The organism is Legionella wadsworthii DSM 21896 = ATCC 33877, from assembly GCF_000701265.1.
Classification (GTDB): Bacteria; Pseudomonadota; Gammaproteobacteria; order Legionellales; family Legionellaceae; genus Legionella; species Legionella wadsworthii.
Genome location: NZ_KL370761.1, coordinates 16,312 through 36,090 on the forward strand (window position 1 = coordinate 16,312; position 19,779 = coordinate 36,090).

The window sequence follows — 19,779 nt, forward strand, 5'->3', positions numbered from 1 at the left end:
ATACTTTAATAAGAGGATTTTATAGTTTATTAATTATTATACTAATTTCTTTTGATTTCTTTACTATTTTAGAAAGTCCCAATAGTAGGAGTCTGCTTCCCTAAGATTATAAGAAAATGATCTGAGTATTCTGTTATCAATCAAATCAAATCCTTTTAAAAACTTAGAATTATAAAAATTATTTCAATGAATCGGAAAATAAGAGAATGAATGCAGTTTGTTTTTCAATTAAATAATGTTATTCAGGATTTCCCTTTAATTTCATTAATTAATCGTTGCGCTTCTTCCTTTTGTGATTCAGTGCCGTGTTCTAATACTTCATTTAAAGAATGTAATGCAGACTCCGTGTCTTCCATTCCCATATAAGTTTTAGCCAATGCTATTAAAGTATCTAATGCTTTCGTATTCTTTAAATTGGAAAGGTTATTATTTTCACCTTTTAGAGCTGGTCCGAGGTCAGATGTAAACTCCAGAGTATGCTCCTCTTCAATTGGTTGCTCTTGGGATTGATTTTCTTTCGAACTTGGTTTTTCTGTAAGTAAATGATGAAGACCCGACTCAAACTCCAAGACATTTTCTTCTTGTGTTGTATCTGCTTTTTTAACTTCGGAAGGTTTGTCATTTTGTTTTATAGCGAGAGTTCCTAATAATTGCTCTTCATCGGAGACTAAGGGCTGATTCCTCATAGGCTGTACTGGATTTTTCTTCGTTTCATCTCCAGATATCCTATTTATTTCTTCTACCGCAGAAGAAGCATTTTGCTCCTCAACTTGTTCTTCTATCGTAGAGTCTTGAATTAATCTTGATTCCTTCTCCTGAGTTTCAAACTCTAGTTCAGGTTTGGCGTTTACTTCAGGTTCAGATTTTAGTTCATGTTCTGAATTTTCTTCAGATTCAAAATCCCTGTCGTGTTTTGGATTGATTTCAGGCTCAAATTTCAGATCTTGCTCGGGAGTTGTCTTCGGTTCAAATTTCGGTTCAGATTCCGAGACAGTTTCAAGCCCTAGCTCTGGTTCATGTAAATGGAGAGACTGCGGCTCAAGCTCTAACTCATTTTTAGAAGTCGGCTCAGGAGTTACCTCTAATTCTCTTTTAGAAGTGGTTTCAGGTAGAGACTTTAATTCAGGTTGAGAGACGATACCCTTAGGCGTAGATTTAGTTTGATCTGACTTAGATGATCTTTTTAACTGGGGTCCATTCTGGATACCAGGCTCCTGTATGAAGATTGTTTCTGGTTTAATTTCCTGTTCTGATTTTAACCTAGATAGCGGATTTAATTCTGTTTCAGTTTGAAACTCGGATTTAGGCTTTAACTCTGGTTCAAGTTTTAACTGCGCTTCAGGTTTTAATTCCGGTTCAGGTTTTAACTTCGTTTCAGGTGTAAATTCCGTTTCTGGTTTTAACTCTGGTTCAACTGGGAAACCTGCCTCATGAATTATCTTGGGTTCTTGATTTAAATTTTTCACATCTTTTGAGGTAGGTGACGAAGTAGATTCAGGCTTTTCTGCTCTTTCTTCTTGTAATCCCGCGGGGGAAATTGGTTCTTCTTTTAAACCAAAAACAGGATGCATAGAAGAAGGATAAACAGTTGCTGGAGAAGTATCCACAGCTGACTCTCTTCTTCTTTTATCACGTTTTTTCAGATAGTAATATAAGGCTACGCCCCCACCGGCAGCAAGAAGCAGTAACATCCATAAAAACCAAAATTCATTTGTATTATTTGAAGTGTTCATAGAGCTGCTGCTTTGTCCAGCAATACCCTTTTTCTCTTTCATCAAAAGTTGAATTTGATTATGTAATAATCTCAGTTCTTTATCACGGGCGTCCAATTGGGTTTGTAATTTTTTGTTTTGTGATTGCAATAAACTCAATTGATCCTTTAGCAACCCATTTGATTCTCGCAAAGAATCTATTGCTGCAGTGGTGATGGATATTTCTGCCTTTAAAGTCCTACTTTGTTCAGGGGATATTTTTTTCTGATTTTCTAAAGCAGGCGTAGTAATCGGCATAATATATCCTGGCAGCTTTTGGTTCGCATTAGCAGGATTGTTATTATTTTGATTGGTTGTATTCGTGGTGTTATTAGGGAATTTAGGTACAGGAGGTATTTGCGAATACTCTACTGGACCTGAATTGGAAGCTTGTCCTGTTGTATATGGAGGTGCCAATACATGATTAATCGAGGATTTTTCATTCCATGCTTTATCATGTGCCATTACTTCAACTGTAGCCAGATCAGAAGGAACTTCTGAAAACTGTTTATCCGAAGGAATCTTAAGATCTACACCAGGTTTTAATCCATTTAAATTACCATCGATAAAAGCATTAGGGTTTGCTCCCACAATTGCAAGTACAATTTGGGGCAAAATTGCTTTTGGCGTTTTATATCTTTGCGCTATTTGCCAAACATTTTCATTGGATACAGTAGGGCCATAGGCAGCTTTTTTCTTTTTATTGATTGAACCTTCATCGTCATTCAGCGTTAAGGAATTTGATTTTTGATGCAACTTCTTAAACTTTCGTTGATAGGTTATTCCGCTTTGTGCCGTAGTAGTCGCCAGTTGATAACCAGGGGGATCAAGTAATACAGTATATACTTTATAGATTTGCCCTTTAGACCAGATTAAATCAACAACCAATTGCATATAAGGTTCTGTCATTCGTTCAGTGGAATGAACTTCCACAACGTATTTTCCAGTTTTATTTTTTTTAATATTAAAGGATAAAGAATGGGCGGCAGAGGATTGCTCAATACCCAAACTCTGATAGTTATCTGGATTAGCCAATCCCACACGAATACTTGATATGGAAACGCTATTTATATCAATTAATTCAATTTCCGCAAGAAATGGTTGATCCAAGGCTGATTCTACTTTCATTTCACCTAAGCCAAGTGCATACGCACTTAAGGGTAAAGTTAATGAAAATAGTGATGAAAATAAAACCGTTTTTTTCAATCAGGGCTCCATGCCTTGTGAGGTTGAAGACAGGAAATAATTATTAAAAAACTAACATTTTTTAGTAATCTATTCAAGTAAATAGCACTTCTGCGTGGCGTATATAGGGGAAACCTTATATTTTGGAATCACTATTTAGTTGTTTTGTTCAAAATTCCATTCATTAATAATGATTTTACTTTAATTTATCTGACTAAAATGAGCTTCCCATCTGTATCATAATGATTAATAATATTATCAAACATTATGATATATAGGATATAAGTTATGGAATTCACTAAAATAAACCCACTGGCCTTAGCTATCTCTATTAGTATTTTATCCGGCTTAGCTTCCTTCTTTATGGGAGTGGCAGCATTTGTTTTATATGCAGGCAAACCTATTGTAGCCATGATTGGTAGCTTATATCTTTCATATAATCCTTCCATGGCTAATGCAGGACTTGGGGCGGGCCTAGTATTAATGAATACTTTTGTGAGCAGTTATATTGCTGCATGGATATACAACTTTCTGCTTGATTACATTAGATAGGTGTAGGCTCCTGAATAGAATCATGTTTTTTTGAAACATCATGATAAGCAGATGCAGCATAACAATCTTCCAGTGAAATGAAATCAAACCAGCATGTTTGCAATAACATTAATGTTTTATATCCCATCTCAACATTGGTTGCTATTAATTGTTCTATAAGTAATTCTAATTGCTCGTGCTGAGGAATGGTCTGTTTCGATCTGGGTTTTTCCTGATTCATTTTGGCAAACATCGCTTTAAAGCTTTCCTCTACCATTCTCGGCACTGTCGAATTCCCATCAAATATACGATGATCTGCACTAATAGATACAGGCAACATATCTTTGGGTAAAAATGATTGAGCTTCATTGTTCCAAACAGGTTTCCGGTCAACTTCCATTATAGTAAATCTCATTGCCTCAGTCTTTCGAAGGGGTGCCATAGATTGGGTATAGCCAAAAACGCCGATGTTACTAAGAGAAATATAGGGGGTTCCTGCGAGAGGGTATGGATAGGTGTTGTAAGCATACTCATACACCATATCTTTCATAAGCTGCTGAACACGTGGATTTGTTTTTTCCAAGAATTCACGTTTTTTAAAACAATAGACCATCATGTGGACAATGGTACGAATTTTTGCAGATAACTCATAAAAATTGAGGTTATGGCAATTTTCAAAAACAATTGTTCCTATATGGTCCCCACAACCTGGGAGCATCACAACAAGACCCACATAAGATTCTTTGGTTTGGAATATTTTTCTAAAACTTAAATAATTCCTATGATGATCGGATATCGTCATCCATGAACTAACTGCTTGTAACATCAACGTAGTTAAAGTTTCTGAAGCAAATTTTTTGTTAAAAAAATCAAGGCATGAAATATCAATATTAAACTGACCTGTCATGGTGGGATCACTGGGATTATCCCATTGGGTCATTAACACTTTGCGAATAGGCGTCATCTCCACTTCAAAATTAGACTCGGTATAATTTTGAACTCGAGGCAATATTTCATCAGCAAATTCTATAAAATTTTTCCAGTTCTCACTGGGTTCAAGATTGACTTTACTTAACTGCTGTGTGTGTTTTTTATTAAGCGATTCTTTAAAATGAATCACGCCTTCCACGCCTAATAATGCACAAACTGATGACATATATTTGTACTGCATAAATATATTTGTAATTAATTGCTCTTCTAAGTAAGCAATTTTCGGCTTTATTTGATCTCGGTCAGGGACACCAATATCTCGATATAGATCCGCTTCACATACGTGTCGATGTTCATCTTCCAGAATTGTTGCAAATACTCTAGGTGCCACATCTGCACGATGCAAGCTTTCAAAAATTTCTTCAATCCAGCCTTCACCAATAAGGTTTAGTAACATAATTGCTATTTTCGGACAACTTTCATTGCGAATGTAATTACAAATGATTTCAATATGAGGGCTGTAGGGCGGTGGTGAAGCATAGGGCGCACAGAGCATATAAACGATTTTAGTAAATACAAGCCCATGAAATATTTCATCCAGCAATTGCTGTCGCATGCGATTTCTATATTCGGGGGTTGACATTTTTGATTCGAATTTTAGCGGGATCTGAACAGCAAGTACTTCAAGCTGCGCTAAAAGTGAAAAAGTGTAAATATAAAAAAGTTTATCGGATTTAAGCTCAAAAGGAAGGCCATCGCAAAATAACTCATCTATTCTGTTTTTTATCAGTTGTTTTTCATCTACGGTAATCTTGTTCCATCCCTCTAAAATCCATTTTTCTGCACCCCAAGAAGGTCTAAGTAATTCAGTAAGTTCATCCACGATAGTTACCATACAATCAAAGAATTTCAGTATAGTCATAGCCAGCTTTTCAGTCAATCGGGCCTGTGTAAAACCTCTATTTAAATTTATATTTTTTTTGATTACAGAAACTTACATTCAATGATTATCCTCTTATTTCTCTTCCCCTGATGAAGATTATATTGAATAATAAAACCCATTATGAGGAGTAATTATTAGGACTGATATTATGAAATTTGGCAAAATTGATCCCATATCACTGGCAGTAACCCTAGGCGCTTTGGCAGGACTTTCAGCATTTTTTTCGAGTTTGATGGTTTTGATTTTTAATAAAGGAAAACCTTTTAATGGAATAATGGGAACAATATATTTTAATTATGAACTCACTTTTGTTCAGTGTCTGCTCACCGGGGTAAGCGCTCTTGTCGGGACTTTTATCAGTAGCTATCTTGTTGCTTTAGCCTATAATTATCTCAGCAAGCAGCTAAAGCAAACTCAGTAGGAACATCATTGAATTACTTTCAAGTGAAAAACTTTTAAGTATGATGTTTCTTTTTATTCTATTGCATTACCCTAACCTCTAATTCATAATTGTACCTTTGATTTTTTCTGGTTATCTATGTCAGCATCATTGATTGATGGAAAAGTGGTCGCCTCTCTTCGTCGGGAAGAATTAAAACAACGAGTCCAAGAGTACGTAAAAAAGAAAAACCGCGCCCCTGGGCTTGCTGTTGTTCTCATCGGTAATGATTCTGCTTCGGCAGTTTACGTAGCCAATAAGCGTAAAGCTTGTGCCGAAGTTGGCATCACCTCTCATTCGTTTGACTTACCAGAAGAAACCACGCAAGAAGAATTAATTACCCTCATCAATAAATTAAATGATTCCGATGACATTGATGGGATTCTCATTCAACTCCCATTACCGAAGCACATCAACGAACACATGATTATTGAGCACATCAAACCTGACAAGGATGTAGATGGTTTTCACCCTTATAATTTGGGACGCCTCGCGCAAAGAAACCCTTTATTACGTCCATGCACCCCTCTTGGAATCATTAATTTGCTCAAGCATTATCAGCTTGAGGTCAAAAGAAAACATGCGCTTGTTATTGGAGCTTCCAATATTGTTGGACGACCCCTGAGTTTAGAATTACTTCTTGCCGGGGCAACCGTCACTATAGCGCATAAATTCACGCAACAATTGGAAAAATTAGTCCAAATAGCCGAAATTGTTATTATAGCGACAGGAAAAATGGATGTTATAAATTGTGAGTGGCTTAATCAAAATCAAATCCTTATTGATGTGGGGATTCACCGATTGGCCAATGGAAGCATTAGGGGAGATATAGATTTCGAGAAAGCGGTAAAAAAAGTATCATGGATTACGCCCGTACCTGGAGGCGTGGGGCCAATGACCATAGTAACTCTTTTGGAAAATACATTAATGGCTGCAACTTTAGGGAAATAGGATTAAGTATTACCCTACAGCGCGGAATACAGGTCATTAAGCAGGTCTGTTTTCATGCAAACAAACCTACTATCCGAGGCATTATTTGTCTAAAACATCCCAATCAAAATCTCCGCTTAATTCATCAAAATCATCCTTAAATTCTTCTTTTAATCGTTTGCGCTCTAGCTTTTCCTCAAGCAAGCGGCGAACGTTTTTCCGATGGGCGGAAGAATCAATATCATCGTCATAATTATAATCAGAGAATGATTGGTCATCAAAATCTTCGTGAAGATCCATAGCTTTCCCCTTTTATACTCTCTCTTAAAAAGAGTATAGTAGAGAGTTTATAAAAATGCTTTTGGAAAATACATGCTCAGTTACCAACACGGATATCATGCAGGAAATTTTGCAGATACAATCAAACACATCACTTTAACTCGCCTTTTAAATTATTTAACGATTAAAGACAAACCTATATTTTATCTAGAAACCCATTCAGGAAAGGGTATTTATGACTTAAAAAACAAACAAGCTGAAAAAACAAAGGAGTACCAACAAGGCGTTCAATTAATTTGGTCTGACAGAAATTCACTTCCCTCTGTTTTTCATGATTATTTTAAAGGGATAAACCAGCTCAATCCGTCTGGACATTTAAAATACTATCCCGGATCACCATCTTTTGTAATCAACGGATTGCGAGAACAAGATCGCATGTATTTTTGTGAACTTCATCCTAGGGAATACGAAGCGCTATGCCAGATGAACCGTTTGAATAAGAAGGTGCATTTTAGTAACACTGACGGTCTTTTAGCAATGAAATCACTACTCCCCCCTCCCGAAAAAAGAGGGTTAATCTTTATTGATCCATCTTTTGAAATTAAGGATGAATATAAAGAAATCCCTCTTGCTTTGAAACAGGCTTACTCCCGTTTTGCTACAGGAGTATTTTGTCTATGGTACCCCTTAGTCAATAAAAAATTAACGGAAAGACTCAATAGGAATATGAAAGAAATCCAGGCAAAAAATACCTTACATATTGAATTTACCCTCACATCGACACAAACTGAGGGTATGTCGGGATGTGGATTATGGATTATTAATCCACCATTTATCCTTGCCGAAGAATTGAAAACTGTTCTGAATATACTTAAGAAGTATTTTAACCCGGGTGGATCCACCTACATGATTGAGGCTTATTGATGAGCATACATCCCATTCCCGCTTTTACTGATAATTATATATGGGCAATAGTTGACAAAGATACAGGTCAATTCGATTGTGTCGATCCTGGTGATGCTGCACCCGTTATTCAATTTGCACAAACAGACCAGCTCATTTTACGATCCATTTTATTAACTCACCATCATCAGGATCATATTGGTGGAGTCAGTCAATTGCTCAAACACTTCAACCCAGTTATCGTGTACGGGCCAAAAGATCCACGCATCCCGTATGTAACTCATCCAGTACAAGAACATGAAACAATTCAAGTCGGGAATCGATTTTTTAATATATTATTTAATCCAGGGCATACATCTTCCCATATAAGTTACTACGAACCGGCACAAGAGCTATTATTTTGCGGGGACACTCTATTTTCTGCAGGATGTGGACGAGTTTTTGACGGTACAATGGAACAACTGCATCAATCTCTGCAGTTGTTCAAAACATTGCCTTCTCCAACAAATATTTATTGTGCTCACGAATACACCTATCAAAATTTACGCTTTGCCCAATCAGTGGAACCGCATAACTTAAGTATCCAAAAATACTTGGACAAAATAAAAAATGACGTCTGCACCCTTCCCTCTACTATGGAAACAGAATTATCCATTAATCCCTTTCTACGTACTGATAAACCCGATGTACAAAAATATGCAATGGCTCATGGCGCTATTTCAAATCATTCACTTGAGGTATTTAGGGTTTTAAGAGAACAAAAAAATTCATTTAAATAATGAATATGGGAAAATCAAATAAATTGCTGATGGGTGAATAGAATTAGTTGAGGGTTTAAACCCCATCCTAATTTTAGTAAACTCATTAGCCAACTATATCCATAGGTAATTCCCTTGAAATTTAAGAGTTGCAAAATAAATGTTTTTTTATTCTTTTTATTCATTTATTTTGGTATTACTCAGGATGCATTAGCCAATCATAGTCCTACCGTATGGGATGTCTTACGGGGGGAGTTTGCTTTAAAACACGAAACAGAACGTCCTGAAGTACAGGAACAAATTCGCTGGTTAGTCGCTCATCCAGGATTTTTAAATAAGGCATGCCTTCAATCCGAACCTTATATTTACCACATAGTTCGGGAAATTAAACAAAGAAAACTACCAGGCGAATTGGCTTTATTACCCATGATTGAAAGTGCATATAACCCTTTTGCCTATTCAGGTGCGGGAGCGGCAGGGTTATGGCAGTTAATGCCCCGAACGGGTACCGATTTAGGTTTAAAACAGGATTGGTGGTTTGATGCGCGACGCAGCATTAGCTCCTCCACTGATGCAGCATTAAATTATCTTCTTTATCTTAATAAATTTTTCAATGGCAGTTGGATTCTTGCCATAGCAGCTTATGACGCAGGAGCAGGAACGATAGATAGAGCAATGAAAGCCAGCGGTAAGCGATCGATAACTTTTTGGGAATTGTTTGTACCCAAAGAAACTCAAACATATGTCCCACGTTTACTTGCCTTAGCTGAAATCATCAAAAATCCAGACCATTATCAAATAAAGATGCCAGATATACCCTATCTGCCGTATTTCGAGGAAGTGAACATTGGTAGTCCAATCGATTTAAGCCATGCTGCAAAAATGGCAGGGATTAGTTACAGAGATTTAATCAAATTAAATCCCGGATTTAATCGTTGGACTACAGCGCCTGATAAACCAATTAAATTGCTTATCCCGGCTGAAAAAGTTCGCCAGTTTATTCTAAATTTAGCCAGTCTCCCAGAAGACAAGAGGGTTAGCTGGGAAAAATATACAGTAAAACCCGGGGACAATTTGGAAAATATCGCGATTAGATACCATACAACAGTAAATTTAATTAAACAAATCAACCAACTGACCACCCAGCGCATCGAACCGAATCAATCTATTTTAATTCCCAGTACGAGAAACACACCAATCGTAGAAGCGAAAGAACCCAAGGTTCCCACCTCACCCAACGCGCGGGCAACCCATCACATTCCAATCATAGGAAACCATCGCGTCATCCATATCGTCCAGGCCAATGATACAGTGGAAAAAATTATTAAAACGTATGGGGTCAACATTCATGACATACAAGTATGGAATAAATTAGCAGACAATCAGCCTTTACAAGTTGGACAACAGCTGGTGATCTGGAAAAAAGTTAAACCACCCGTAGAATATATTGTGAAAAAAGGCGATAGCCTTAGTGTGATAGCCCAACAATATCAAATCAAGGTTGAACGCCTCATTGAATTGAATCCTGGGCTTAAGCGGAATGATCCCTTATTCAGTGGTCAAAAAATAACTGTAGGTTAATATATGATTTGAAGCCAAAATAAGACAATGTTATTAACTTTCCGACCTTGTTTATTATAAAATCCAAAAGCCTTTCAATGGTACATCATGCCTCATTATTAACAATTATTTTTCATTTCTACTATAAAGCAAGGAGGAGAGCACAAAAACTTGTGTTATACTCTAAATAACTTATTTTATAGTATTAATATATATGAAATTACTATTTGATTTTTTTCCTATAGTTTTATTTTTTATAGTTTACAAGTTTTTCGGTATTTATACAGCTACGGCTGTTGCTATGATAGCCTCTGTAAGTCAAGTTGCCTTTTACCGCTTAAAATTTCAACATTATGAGAAAATGCATTTAATCAGCCTCGCCATAATTATGGTTTTAGGCGGAGCAACTTTATTTTTCCACAATCCTTGGTTTATCAAGTGGAAGCCCACAGGTATTTATTGGCTTTCTGCCCTGGTCTTTTTTAGCTCCGGTTATATTGGCAGTAAACCATTAATTCAAAAAATGATGGAAGCCAATGTGACTTTGCCTGGAAAGATTTGGCATCGGCTAAATCTGGCTTGGGTTTTGTTTTTCATGGTTATGGGCGCTGTAAATATTTATGTTGCCTATAACTTTAATACGGATGCCTGGGTTAACTTTAAGCTATTTGGCGGGGTTGGTTTTACTCTGCTTTTTGTTTTAATCCAAGCTTTTTATTTAACGAAACACATGGATGAAACTGGCCTCGAAAAACAATAGGAGCAAGAATGAGACTATTGCTTGTTGAAGACGACGAATTACTTGGCGATGCGGTAAAAACCGGTCTAACCCAGTTTGGTTATATTGTAGACTGGCTTAAAGATGGTGAAGCTGCCCGCGCCGCTTTAAAATCTGAATCTTTTGAACTTATTATTCTGGATTTAGGGCTTCCTAAGTTATCCGGTCTTGCTTTATTACAAAGTATACGCAATGATGGCAATCCCACTCCAGTTCTTATTTTAACAGCCCGCGAATCCATTGAAGATAGAGTAAAAGGTTTAGACAGTGGCGCAGATGACTACTTGGTAAAACCTTTTGATCTAAATGAACTCAGTGCACGAATAAGAGCTTTGGTAAGACGTTCACAAGGACGGGCAGATGCTGTATTACAATATAGAAATATTACCCTTGATCCAGCGGCTCATTCTGTGTTTGTAGATGATGTCTTGGTCAACGTTCCGCGTAGAGAATTTGCACTTCTGCAGAAACTCTTAGAAAATAGCGGTCAAGTGTTGTCACGCGAGCAACTCATGCAAAGCATCTATGGCTGGGAAGAGGATGTCGACAGCAACGCGTTGGAAGTACATATTCATAATCTTCGGAAAAAACTTAACGCCAATTTTATTCGAACCATTAGAGGTGTAGGATACATGGCAGAAAAAAATGATGGTATTGCTGTATCGTGAAATCTTCTATAAGAAAGTTTCTTTTAATTAATTTGTTGTTAGCCATTACGATAACAACTACCTTAACGGCTATAGGTAACTATTATTTAGATCAAAAGGACATTCAAGATCATTTAGATAGTCTCATGGCCGTTTCTGCACTTTCTTATCAAGCTTTATTAGGCGATGATCTTCATCAACGGCCTCTATCGAAAATTCAAGAAGCGCTTGAAACCATTCCCCAAAAAATTGATACCTACTATCAAAAAAGGTTTTTAAATGAAGAGCCCCCTGAAAATTACCTTGATAAATTTAATTTCCAGGTTTGGACAAATGGTGGAAAATTGTTATTACACTCTTCTTCTGCTCCCAAAATTCCTTTAACTTCAGAAGTAGACGGCTTTAGTGATAAAAAAATATCGACTCAAGATTGGCGAGTGTTTACTACATATAATGATAAAGCAGGTATACGCACCGTTTTAGCGGAACGATATGATACCCGTAATGAATTAGGTCATCGAATCGCTCAAGATGACCTCTATATTATGCTTTTAACCTTTCCTTTATCGGGATTACTCATCTGGATCATTATTGGACGAGGATTAGATAGCCTTGATAAAGTAGCTGAGGAGGTAGCAAACCGCGCCCCAAGTCACCTTGAACCCGTAGACTTACATGAAGTCCCAGAAGAAATTAAACCCGTCATTGATGAATTGAATAAGTTGTTTTTCAGGCTCAAAGAGGGATTTGAACGAGAAAAGCGCTTTGCGGCTGATGCAGCGCATGAACTTCGAACACCACTTGCAGCCTTAAAAACTCAAGCCCAGGTTGCGTTACATTCCAATGATATTGAAGAAAAAAATCAAGCGTTACAAAAACTTATTGCGAGTGTGAATCGCAGCACTCATATCGTACAACAATTACTTACAATGAGCCGACTGGTACCAGAGGCTGCTCATATGGAAGAAAAAGATGAAGTAAATTTGAGCAGATTAACTCGTGAAATACTTGCTATGCTCGCACCTGCCGCTGTGGAAAAGCAAATTGATCTTGAATTTGAGAGCGATGTAGAAAATCTGACAGTTTTTGGAAATTCAACGGCTTTAGGAATATTAATTCGTAATCTAGTAGATAACTCGATCAGATATTGTAATGAGCATGGAAGAATCATCGTACGGTTAACAGAAATACAGCATGAAATAATGTTTGAAGTCAGTGATAATGGACCTGGTATTCCCGCAGAGTTACAATCACGTGTTTTCGAACGCTTTTTCCGTGTTTTAGGCAATAAGAGTCCAGGAAGTGGGCTTGGCTTAGCCATAGTTCAGCAAATTGCTGAACTACATGGCGGTAGATTAGTACTGGATACGCCTAAAGAAGGCACCGGTTTAATTGTCCGATTTTTTATGCCCATTCAAGATAAATAACCACATTTTTATCGGGTAGCTAAAACCTGCAATGCATCCCGAATAAGCTGTTCACAACTTTTAATGTTGTCATTCACTTTATTCACTGCTTTTAATGCTTCTTGAGGCTTATAACCCAGGGCTTCTAAAGCACTAACTGCTTCATCTTGGCCATTAAGGGCTGGAATCCATCTGTTTAAGGAATCAGTAGCCACCCCAGAGAATTGCTTGATGCTATCGCGCATTTCAATCACTAACCGCTCTGCTGTTTTTTTACCAATACCAGGAAGTTTCACTAGAAAAGAAGCATTTTCCTGCTGTATGCATTGGATAAACTCATTGGGCGTGATACTGGATAGAATTGACATAGCCAGTTTTGGACCAATCCCGTTGACTTTAATTAATGCTCGAAATAATTCCCTTTCCTGCCTGTCGAGAAATCCATATAACAATAAAGCATCTTCACGAACTATAGTATGAATGTGAAGTCCTATGGAACCACTTTGACTCTCAAGCTGGAAAAAAGTGTTTAATGAGGTTTCCACATCATAACCAACACCTTGCACATTAATGACTAATTTTCCTGGTTGATGCTTATCAATAATTTGTCCATTTAGCCAACCAATCATCTCTTCCTTCTCCTCAACCCACGCTTACCTAATACATTTGATAAATTATGGCGCATATGACTATGACAAATTGCAATCGCCAACGCATCCGCAGCGTCTTTCTGCGGCGCTTTATTGAGTGCAAGCAGATGAATGACCATATGGCTTACCTGAGCTTTTTCGGCAGCACCATAACCCACAACCATCTGTTTGATTTCGCGTGCCGAATATTCACTCACTTTCACCCGATGAGATGCTGCAGCCACCATTGCAACACCCCGTGCATGACCTAATTTCAAAGCTGAGTTTGGATTTTCATGCATAAATACTTGTTCAATTGCCACCTCAGTGGGCGAATAATGGTCCATTAATTGACAAATTCCATTATAGATTTGCAACAATTTATGGCTAAGTTCACCCTCAGGAGAAGTGCGTATGCAACCGCTATCAATGTATTCCATTTTGCTTCCTGATTCTTTAATCAGCCCATATCCAGTAATCCTTGAACCAGGATCTATCCCTAAAATGATACTCATCAATTCATGGATTCTAATAATTTTTCAGAAAATGCGGCGTTGCTATAAACTTCTTGCACATCATCTAAATCCTCTAACATGTCAATTAATTTTAAGAGTGTTTCAGCTGATTCATCATCTATTTGAACCAAAGTTTGTGCACGCATCGTCAAATGAGATTGCTCAATATTAAAACCTTCCTCGTTAAGGGCATTTAAAACGCTATGATAAGATTCAACAGGCGTAATTATTTCAATCTGCCCCTCATCCACAGAAACATCATCAGCACCTGCATCTATGGCAATTTCCATCACCTGTTCCTCAGATTGGCCTGGCGCCATTAGAATTTCACCTTGATTATTAAAAAGATAGGACACAGAACCATCTGTTCCTAAATTTCCCCCACATTTAGTAAATGCATGGCGCACTTCGGAAACAGTACGGTTTTTATTATCGGACAAACAATCCACGAGAACAGCAACTCCTCCAGGCCCGTATCCTTCGTACCTCATTGCGACCATTGCTTCACCTTCAAGTCCCCCTACGCCGCGCTTGATGGCATTATCTATAGTATCACGCTTCATATTTGCACTAAGCGCTTTCTTCACTGCGTCTCGTAATCGAGGATTAGATGATTCATCCCCCCCTCCCATTCGGGCAGCTACTGTAATCTCACGAATTAATTTGGTAAATATTTTTCCGCGTTTTGCATCTTGGACTCCCTTGCGAAATTTAATATTTGCCCATTTACTATGTCCTGCCATAATTGACCTCAAAAGCTTATTAAATTTTGAATAAATTATACATGCTCTTTTGTTAAAAAGAATAATGAAACGAGCATTTGGACTCGACATTTTTTACTTTTTTATTCTATAGTACCTGCCAGATTTATTTTTTAAATTTTGGTACCCCCGTAAAGCAGTAATCTTTTGGAGAACTGGATGGGTAACCACTTTATTCCTATTTTGCTGCGTGTCAAAAATATTCAATGAATAACTCTTAAGGAGAGGAACAGTGTATTTGTATGGATTTGGTAATCATCATCAAACTGAGGCAGTTCCGGGCGCATTACCCATGGACCAAAATTCACCCCAACACTGTAACTTAGGTCTTTATGCCGAGCAATTAAGCGGCACAGCATTCACTCGACCCCGACATAATAATTTGCATAGTTGGCTCTATCGTATACTTCCTTCCGTTGTCCAGGGTACATATCAAGCATATGAAATGGAGCTTTACAAGCCATTTCTTACCGAGTTATCCCCTAATCCTTTGCGCTGGTCTCCCATCGATTTATTTAAAAAAGAAAATTTCGATTTTGTGGAGGGATTATTTCATCTTGCAGGAAGCAACTATGTTAATGCATACATTTATCACTGCAATAGAACCATGGAAAGCAAATACTTTGCAAATAATGATGGCGAAATGTTATTCGTTCCTTATGAAGGCGAAGTAAACCTACATACAGAATTCGGGAAATTAAATCTGCATCCTGGCATGATAGCGGTAATTCCGCGCGGAATTAAATTTAAAATGGAGTTGATTGATCATCAAACCAAAGGGTATTTATGTGAGAATAACGGAGCCCCGCTCACTCTACCTTCTTTAGGGATTATTGGAGCAAATGGTTTAGCGAACCCGAGACACTTCCAATATCCTGTTGCTGCCTATGAAGAAGGGGTTACTGAAGCAACCTTAATATGCAAATACCAAAACAGTCTATGGATGGCTAAATGTAATCATTCACCTCTAAATGTTGTGGCCTGGCATGGTAATTATGCGCCTTATAGTTATGATTTAAGTTTATTCAATACAATAAATACGGTCAGTTTTGATCATCCTGATCCTAGTATCTTTACTGTGTTAACCTCGGAAAGTGATACACCCGGTTTGGCGAATTTAGATTTTGTGATTTTCCCGCCAAGATGGATGGTTGCAGACCATACATTTAGGCCGCCTTATTTTCACCGAAATTATATGAATGAACTCATGGGTCTTGTCCGCGGAGAGTACGACGCCAAAAAAGAGGGTTTCTCCCCCGGGGGTATCAGTATCCATAATTGCATGACCCCTCACGGGCCTGATCATGTAAGCTACGACAAAGCAATATCTCAAAAATTGGAACCTGAGCGCTATTTGAACACCCTGGCCTTTATGTTTGAAACCAGAGATGTATGGAAAATAACGGAACAAGCCATGCGTATCCCACAGCTCCAAAGAGATTATTCTAATTGCTGGCAAGGACTTAAACCCCATTTTAAACAGCCATAAAAATCTGTAATTCTGGACGAGAGTAACCAACATTCCCCGGAATACCTGTTGTGCACAGATTAGCTGAACCCCGCGGATAATCTATAGCGCGTGAGGCACAGCTGGAAGGCTCGATGTTTAAATATTCTGGGACAGTCAACCAGAATTCGATTAACTAAAAGCTTTAAAACCTTTATTTAAAGAACAGTCAATTTGATGACTTGCTATAGGCTGGTAATTTGTCGCATCCATGACTGTATTTTTTATAGAAACAGAACCATCTGCATGAATATCAAATTTAAGATATTCTAAACTGGGGTTGCCTCTAGAAAGCGGATGATCCAAAGTGAAATGCTTGACAGAGGTAGTAATTTGGTTGTTATCTATCACCATAAAAGCGCTGGGTTGTACTGATCCTAAAAGGGGTGTAGCTGGTAATTTTGGCGCACTACATTCCTGAATATTCATGATCAGAGTGAGTTTATTTCCCTTTGAAATCGCATCAGCCATTGCTGCAAAAGTTGTTAACTGTGTTGCATGGGTTACTGAGGATAAAATCATCAATAAAAATAAAAATATTTTTTTCATTATAAGCGACTCCTTATCTTAACCGAAATAAAAAAAACAGCCTGAGTGAACCAAAATAACTTTGTTTCAAATATCTTGGTTCACTCAGGCTACAAAATATTAGCTTTCTTAAATCACAAGATCAAAATAAATCTTCTTGTGTTAATCCCATTTTTTCTAATAAGCCGCGTAATGTTTTTAAAGCTTCTACCTGGATTTGACGAACTCGTTCCCGAGTCAAATCAATTTCTTTACCCACATCCTCCAGCGTTGCTTTTTCAAATCCACGCAGGCCAAATCGCCTTGCTATGACTTGTTGTTGATTTTCAGTCAATTTATCCAGAAGAGATTCAATATGTAAGCGTAGATTTTCATTCGTTAAAAGCTCTGCGGGATTCACGCTGTTTTCATCGGCAATAGTATCAAGTAATGATTTATTTTCATCAAATCCTATTGGGGTGTCGACGGAGGTGACTTTATCATTTAAACCCAGCAGCTTTTGTACATCCTCTAAAGGCTTATCAACCATTTCTGCAATTTCTTCAGGTGAAGGTTCATGATCCAGTTTTTGCGTCAGTTGCCTTGCAGCCCTCAGGTACACATTTAATTCTTTAACCACATGGATGGGTAAGCGGATGGTTCGTGTTTGATTCATGATGGCACGTTCGATGGTTTGTCTAATCCACCATGTCGCATAAGTTGAAAATCGAAAACCCCTTTTGGGATCAAACTTTTCAACTGATTTCATGAGACCTAAATTTCCTTCTTCAATCAAATCAAGAAGAGGCAGGCCACGATTAAGATATCGACGTGATATTTTAACCACCAAACGTAAGTTCGACTCGATCATTTTTTTACGTGCAGTGACATCACCTTTTAAAGCAAGCGTTGCATAATGCACTTCTTCTTCAGCACTGAGCAGAGGAGAAAAGCCAATTTCGCTCAGATAAAGCTGTGTCGCATCCATCATTTTCAATGCATTTTTGCCTCGAAAGGAAGGAAACGCAGTATCATCTGAAAAATCAGGAAGATTTGGATCTGGATCGACTTCATCTTTTTCAAGAAGCGAATCAATGTCTTCCTCAATTAAGAGTGATTCATCGTCAGGTTCAGACCAATCTTCATCCTTAAGTTCTGGTTCTTTAATTGACTCATCGTCTTCATGCATTTGTTTTTCACCTATAGTTTTAGTCATGTTGGGGAAAATTATTCCATAAATACATTATACTGCATAAAAAGACTATTGTTGCTATAACTACAAGTTATCTGTCAACCTTTTTGTAAATAATTCAATGGATTGACTGGTATACCCGACTTTCTAATTTCAAAATGAACACCGGTATACTTTCGATCAATGACTCCTGCTTCTGCAATAATTTGTCCGGCTTTTACATGCTGCCCTTCTGAGACCATAATTCGTGCGTTATTCCCATAAGCAGTCAAATAAGCATAATTATGTTTAATAATAATCAAGTTACCATAACCTGCTAATCCGCTTCCTGCATAGGCTACCACTCCATCAGAGGAAGCGATGACCCTCTCACCTTTTTTACAAGCAATATTTATGCCTTTTTTCCCTTGTTCAGGAACAAAAGAAGTCACTACACGCCCGCTCACAGGCCACAACCATCCCGAAGCCGAACGAGCATATCGATTTCTAGGTGAGTAAATAACCGAGGGCCTGATTTGAGGCGCGGCATAATATCGTTTTGCTGGGATTTGACGCTGCCTGGATTGCCTATGCCTTGGCACTATTCCCTGCAAATTAATCACTTGACCCACTCTTAAAGAATATGGTGGATTAATATGATTTAAATGAGCGAGTGTCCTAAAATCAGTATCGTAGCGAAATGCGATGGAATAAAGCGTATCTCCGCGCTTTACAATATATATTTTTTGATGACGCAAATAAGGATTCCATCTCAACTCAGTCACTGGCGCTAAATTATTCCCACAACCCACCAGGGTAATCATAAAGAAAAGACATAAAAATCTTTTGCAAAATGGAACTATCATCTTGACCTCAAAACTTATTATTTTTATTCTAAATGAATCCCTTCCAGCCAATTGGCTAATGAATCCATCATTTTGTAATGTGTCATATCTAAATGAAGGGGCGTAATAGAAACGTAGCCCTCACTTATTGCATAGAAATCGGTTCCAGGACCAGCATCTGCTTCCGCCCCAGGTAAACCAATCCAATAGATTGGCCGTCCCCTAGGATCCTTATCTTTAACAACAGGTTCGGCACCGTGCCGAGTTCCTAAACGAGTTACTTGCAGTCCCTTTATTTTCTCTATAGGCACATCAGGGACATTAATATTGAAAATGGTTTGAGAAGGCAGGCGATGGGTATTTAATTTCATGGCCAATTGCTTGGCAATAATTGCCGCTGTATCATAATGCTTGATGTTATCGCCTACCATGGATATGGCAAGAGCAGGCAATCCTAAATAACGCCCTTCCATTGCAGCAGCCACTGTACCTGAATAAAGGATATCATCCCCTAAATTTGCCCCATCATTTATTCCAGATACTACCATATCGAATTTGCTATCGATAAAGCCTGTCACGGCCAAATGCACACAATCTGTGGGCGTACCCTCAACACTGTAAAAGCCATTTTCTAATTTTTTGACTTTTATTGGTTGTGACAAAGTCAAAGAATTGCTGGATCCACTTCTGTTTCTATCAGGAGCGACTACTTCGATATCGGCAAAAGTAGATAATTCTCTTGCCAAGAGGTTTATACCTGGTGCAAAAACTCCATCATCATTACTTATCAATACTCTCATTCTA

The 19,779-nt window shown here is 37.9% G+C and carries 20 protein-coding genes; 10 read left to right on the forward strand and 10 right to left on the reverse strand.

Features of this window, described 5'->3' with window-relative positions:
* Positions 1-242 precede the first annotated feature (242 nt).
* Positions 243-2,957, reverse strand: a complete 2,715-nt coding sequence (locus BU07_RS16850) for a FimV/HubP family polar landmark protein (protein ID WP_035899165.1) — start codon at positions 2,955-2,957, stop codon at positions 243-245.
* A 267-nt stretch (positions 2,958-3,224) separates the two neighbouring features.
* Here BU07_RS16850 and BU07_RS0114540 point away from each other — a divergent pair, with 267 nt between their 5' ends.
* Positions 3,225-3,488, forward strand: a complete 264-nt coding sequence (locus BU07_RS0114540; protein ID WP_031567283.1) for a hypothetical protein — start codon at positions 3,225-3,227, stop codon at positions 3,486-3,488.
* Here BU07_RS0114540 and BU07_RS0114545 read toward each other — a convergent pair.
* On the reverse strand, positions 3,481-5,319 hold the full coding sequence (locus tag BU07_RS0114545) for a 2-oxo acid dehydrogenase subunit E2 (protein ID WP_242601902.1): 1,839 nt from the start codon (positions 5,317-5,319) through the stop codon (positions 3,481-3,483). The two genes, BU07_RS0114540 and BU07_RS0114545, sit on opposite strands and share 8 nt — an antisense overlap.
* A gap of 169 nt (positions 5,320-5,488) precedes the next feature.
* On the opposite strand from BU07_RS0114545, the gene BU07_RS0114550 reads away from it, so the two are divergent.
* The gene (locus tag BU07_RS0114550) at positions 5,489-5,761 is read left to right on the forward strand and encodes a hypothetical protein (protein ID WP_031567287.1); all 273 of its coding nucleotides are present in this window, start codon (positions 5,489-5,491) and stop codon (positions 5,759-5,761) included.
* Between the two features lie 117 nt (positions 5,762-5,878).
* Positions 5,879-6,730 carry a bifunctional methylenetetrahydrofolate dehydrogenase/methenyltetrahydrofolate cyclohydrolase FolD gene (gene folD, locus BU07_RS0114555; RefSeq protein WP_031567289.1) on the forward strand — a complete coding sequence of 284 codons (852 nt, stop codon included), beginning with the start codon at positions 5,879-5,881 and terminating at the stop codon, positions 6,728-6,730.
* An 81-nt stretch (positions 6,731-6,811) separates the two neighbouring features.
* On the opposite strand, the gene BU07_RS0114560 is transcribed toward folD, so the two are convergent.
* Positions 6,812-7,009, reverse strand: coding sequence for a PA3496 family putative envelope integrity protein (locus BU07_RS0114560; RefSeq protein WP_031567291.1), 198 nt, complete (start codon positions 7,007-7,009; stop codon positions 6,812-6,814).
* 72 nt (positions 7,010-7,081) lie between these two features.
* On the opposite strand from BU07_RS0114560, the gene BU07_RS0114565 reads away from it, so the two are divergent.
* The 6 genes from BU07_RS0114565 to BU07_RS0114590 all read left to right on the forward strand — a co-directional run bounded on the left by BU07_RS0114565 (position 7,082) and on the right by BU07_RS0114590 (position 13,061).
* The gene (locus BU07_RS0114565; RefSeq protein WP_031567293.1) at positions 7,082-7,912 is read left to right on the forward strand and encodes a 23S rRNA (adenine(2030)-N(6))-methyltransferase RlmJ; all 831 of its coding nucleotides are present in this window, start codon (positions 7,082-7,084) and stop codon (positions 7,910-7,912) included.
* Positions 7,912-8,670, forward strand: a complete 759-nt coding sequence (gene gloB, locus BU07_RS0114570) for a hydroxyacylglutathione hydrolase (protein WP_031567294.1) — start codon at positions 7,912-7,914, stop codon at positions 8,668-8,670. The genes BU07_RS0114565 and gloB overlap by 1 nt, the downstream gene beginning before the upstream one ends.
* Before the next feature lie 114 nt (positions 8,671-8,784).
* A complete protein-coding gene (locus BU07_RS0114575) occupies positions 8,785-10,230 on the forward strand; it encodes a lytic transglycosylase (protein WP_031567296.1) in 1,446 nt (481 codons plus the stop codon).
* A 193-nt stretch (positions 10,231-10,423) separates the two neighbouring features.
* Entirely contained in the window at positions 10,424-10,969 is a 546-nt protein-coding gene (locus BU07_RS0114580) for a septation protein A (RefSeq protein ID WP_031567298.1), read from the forward strand.
* Between the two features lie 8 nt (positions 10,970-10,977).
* On the forward strand, positions 10,978-11,655 hold the full coding sequence (locus tag BU07_RS0114585; protein WP_031567300.1) for a response regulator: 678 nt from the start codon (positions 10,978-10,980) through the stop codon (positions 11,653-11,655).
* Positions 11,652-13,061, forward strand: coding sequence for an ATP-binding protein (locus BU07_RS0114590; protein ID WP_031567302.1), 1,410 nt, complete (start codon positions 11,652-11,654; stop codon positions 13,059-13,061). Before BU07_RS0114585 ends, BU07_RS0114590 begins: the two co-directional genes overlap by 4 nt.
* An 8-nt stretch (positions 13,062-13,069) precedes the next feature.
* Here BU07_RS0114590 and ruvA read toward each other — a convergent pair whose 3' ends face one another.
* The 3 genes from ruvA to BU07_RS0114605 are packed head-to-tail and all read right to left on the reverse strand — an operon-like array spanning position 13,070 to position 14,927.
* The gene (gene ruvA, locus BU07_RS0114595; protein ID WP_031567304.1) at positions 13,070-13,669 is read right to left on the reverse strand and encodes a Holliday junction branch migration protein RuvA; all 600 of its coding nucleotides are present in this window, start codon (positions 13,667-13,669) and stop codon (positions 13,070-13,072) included.
* The gene (gene ruvC / locus BU07_RS0114600; protein ID WP_031567305.1) at positions 13,666-14,184 is read right to left on the reverse strand and encodes a crossover junction endodeoxyribonuclease RuvC; all 519 of its coding nucleotides are present in this window, start codon (positions 14,182-14,184) and stop codon (positions 13,666-13,668) included. The genes ruvA and ruvC overlap by 4 nt, the downstream gene beginning before the upstream one ends.
* The gene (locus tag BU07_RS0114605) at positions 14,184-14,927 is read right to left on the reverse strand and encodes a YebC/PmpR family DNA-binding transcriptional regulator (protein ID WP_031567307.1); all 744 of its coding nucleotides are present in this window, start codon (positions 14,925-14,927) and stop codon (positions 14,184-14,186) included. The genes ruvC and BU07_RS0114605 overlap by 1 nt, the downstream gene beginning before the upstream one ends.
* 250 nt (positions 14,928-15,177) lie before the next feature.
* On the opposite strand from BU07_RS0114605, the gene hmgA reads away from it, so the two are divergent.
* On the forward strand, positions 15,178-16,434 hold the full coding sequence (gene hmgA, locus BU07_RS0114610) for a homogentisate 1,2-dioxygenase (protein WP_031567310.1): 1,257 nt from the start codon (positions 15,178-15,180) through the stop codon (positions 16,432-16,434).
* A 150-nt stretch (positions 16,435-16,584) separates the two neighbouring features.
* Here hmgA and BU07_RS0114615 read toward each other — a convergent pair whose 3' ends face one another.
* From BU07_RS0114615 to surE, 4 genes are all read right to left on the reverse strand, one after another.
* On the reverse strand, positions 16,585-17,001 hold the full coding sequence (locus BU07_RS0114615) for a VirK family protein (RefSeq protein WP_031567312.1): 417 nt from the start codon (positions 16,999-17,001) through the stop codon (positions 16,585-16,587).
* A 121-nt stretch (positions 17,002-17,122) separates the two neighbouring features.
* Positions 17,123-18,148, reverse strand: coding sequence for an RNA polymerase sigma factor RpoS (gene rpoS, locus BU07_RS0114620; protein ID WP_031567316.1), 1,026 nt, complete (start codon positions 18,146-18,148; stop codon positions 17,123-17,125).
* Between the two features lie 101 nt (positions 18,149-18,249).
* Positions 18,250-18,996 (reverse strand): peptidoglycan DD-metalloendopeptidase family protein, encoded by a 747-nt coding sequence (locus BU07_RS0114625; protein WP_031567317.1) that lies wholly within the window; start codon positions 18,994-18,996, stop codon positions 18,250-18,252.
* Positions 18,997-19,019: 23 nt separating this feature from the next.
* Positions 19,020-19,775, reverse strand: a complete 756-nt coding sequence (gene surE / locus BU07_RS0114630) for a 5'/3'-nucleotidase SurE (RefSeq protein WP_031567319.1) — start codon at positions 19,773-19,775, stop codon at positions 19,020-19,022.
* Positions 19,776-19,779: the final 4 nt, after the last annotated feature.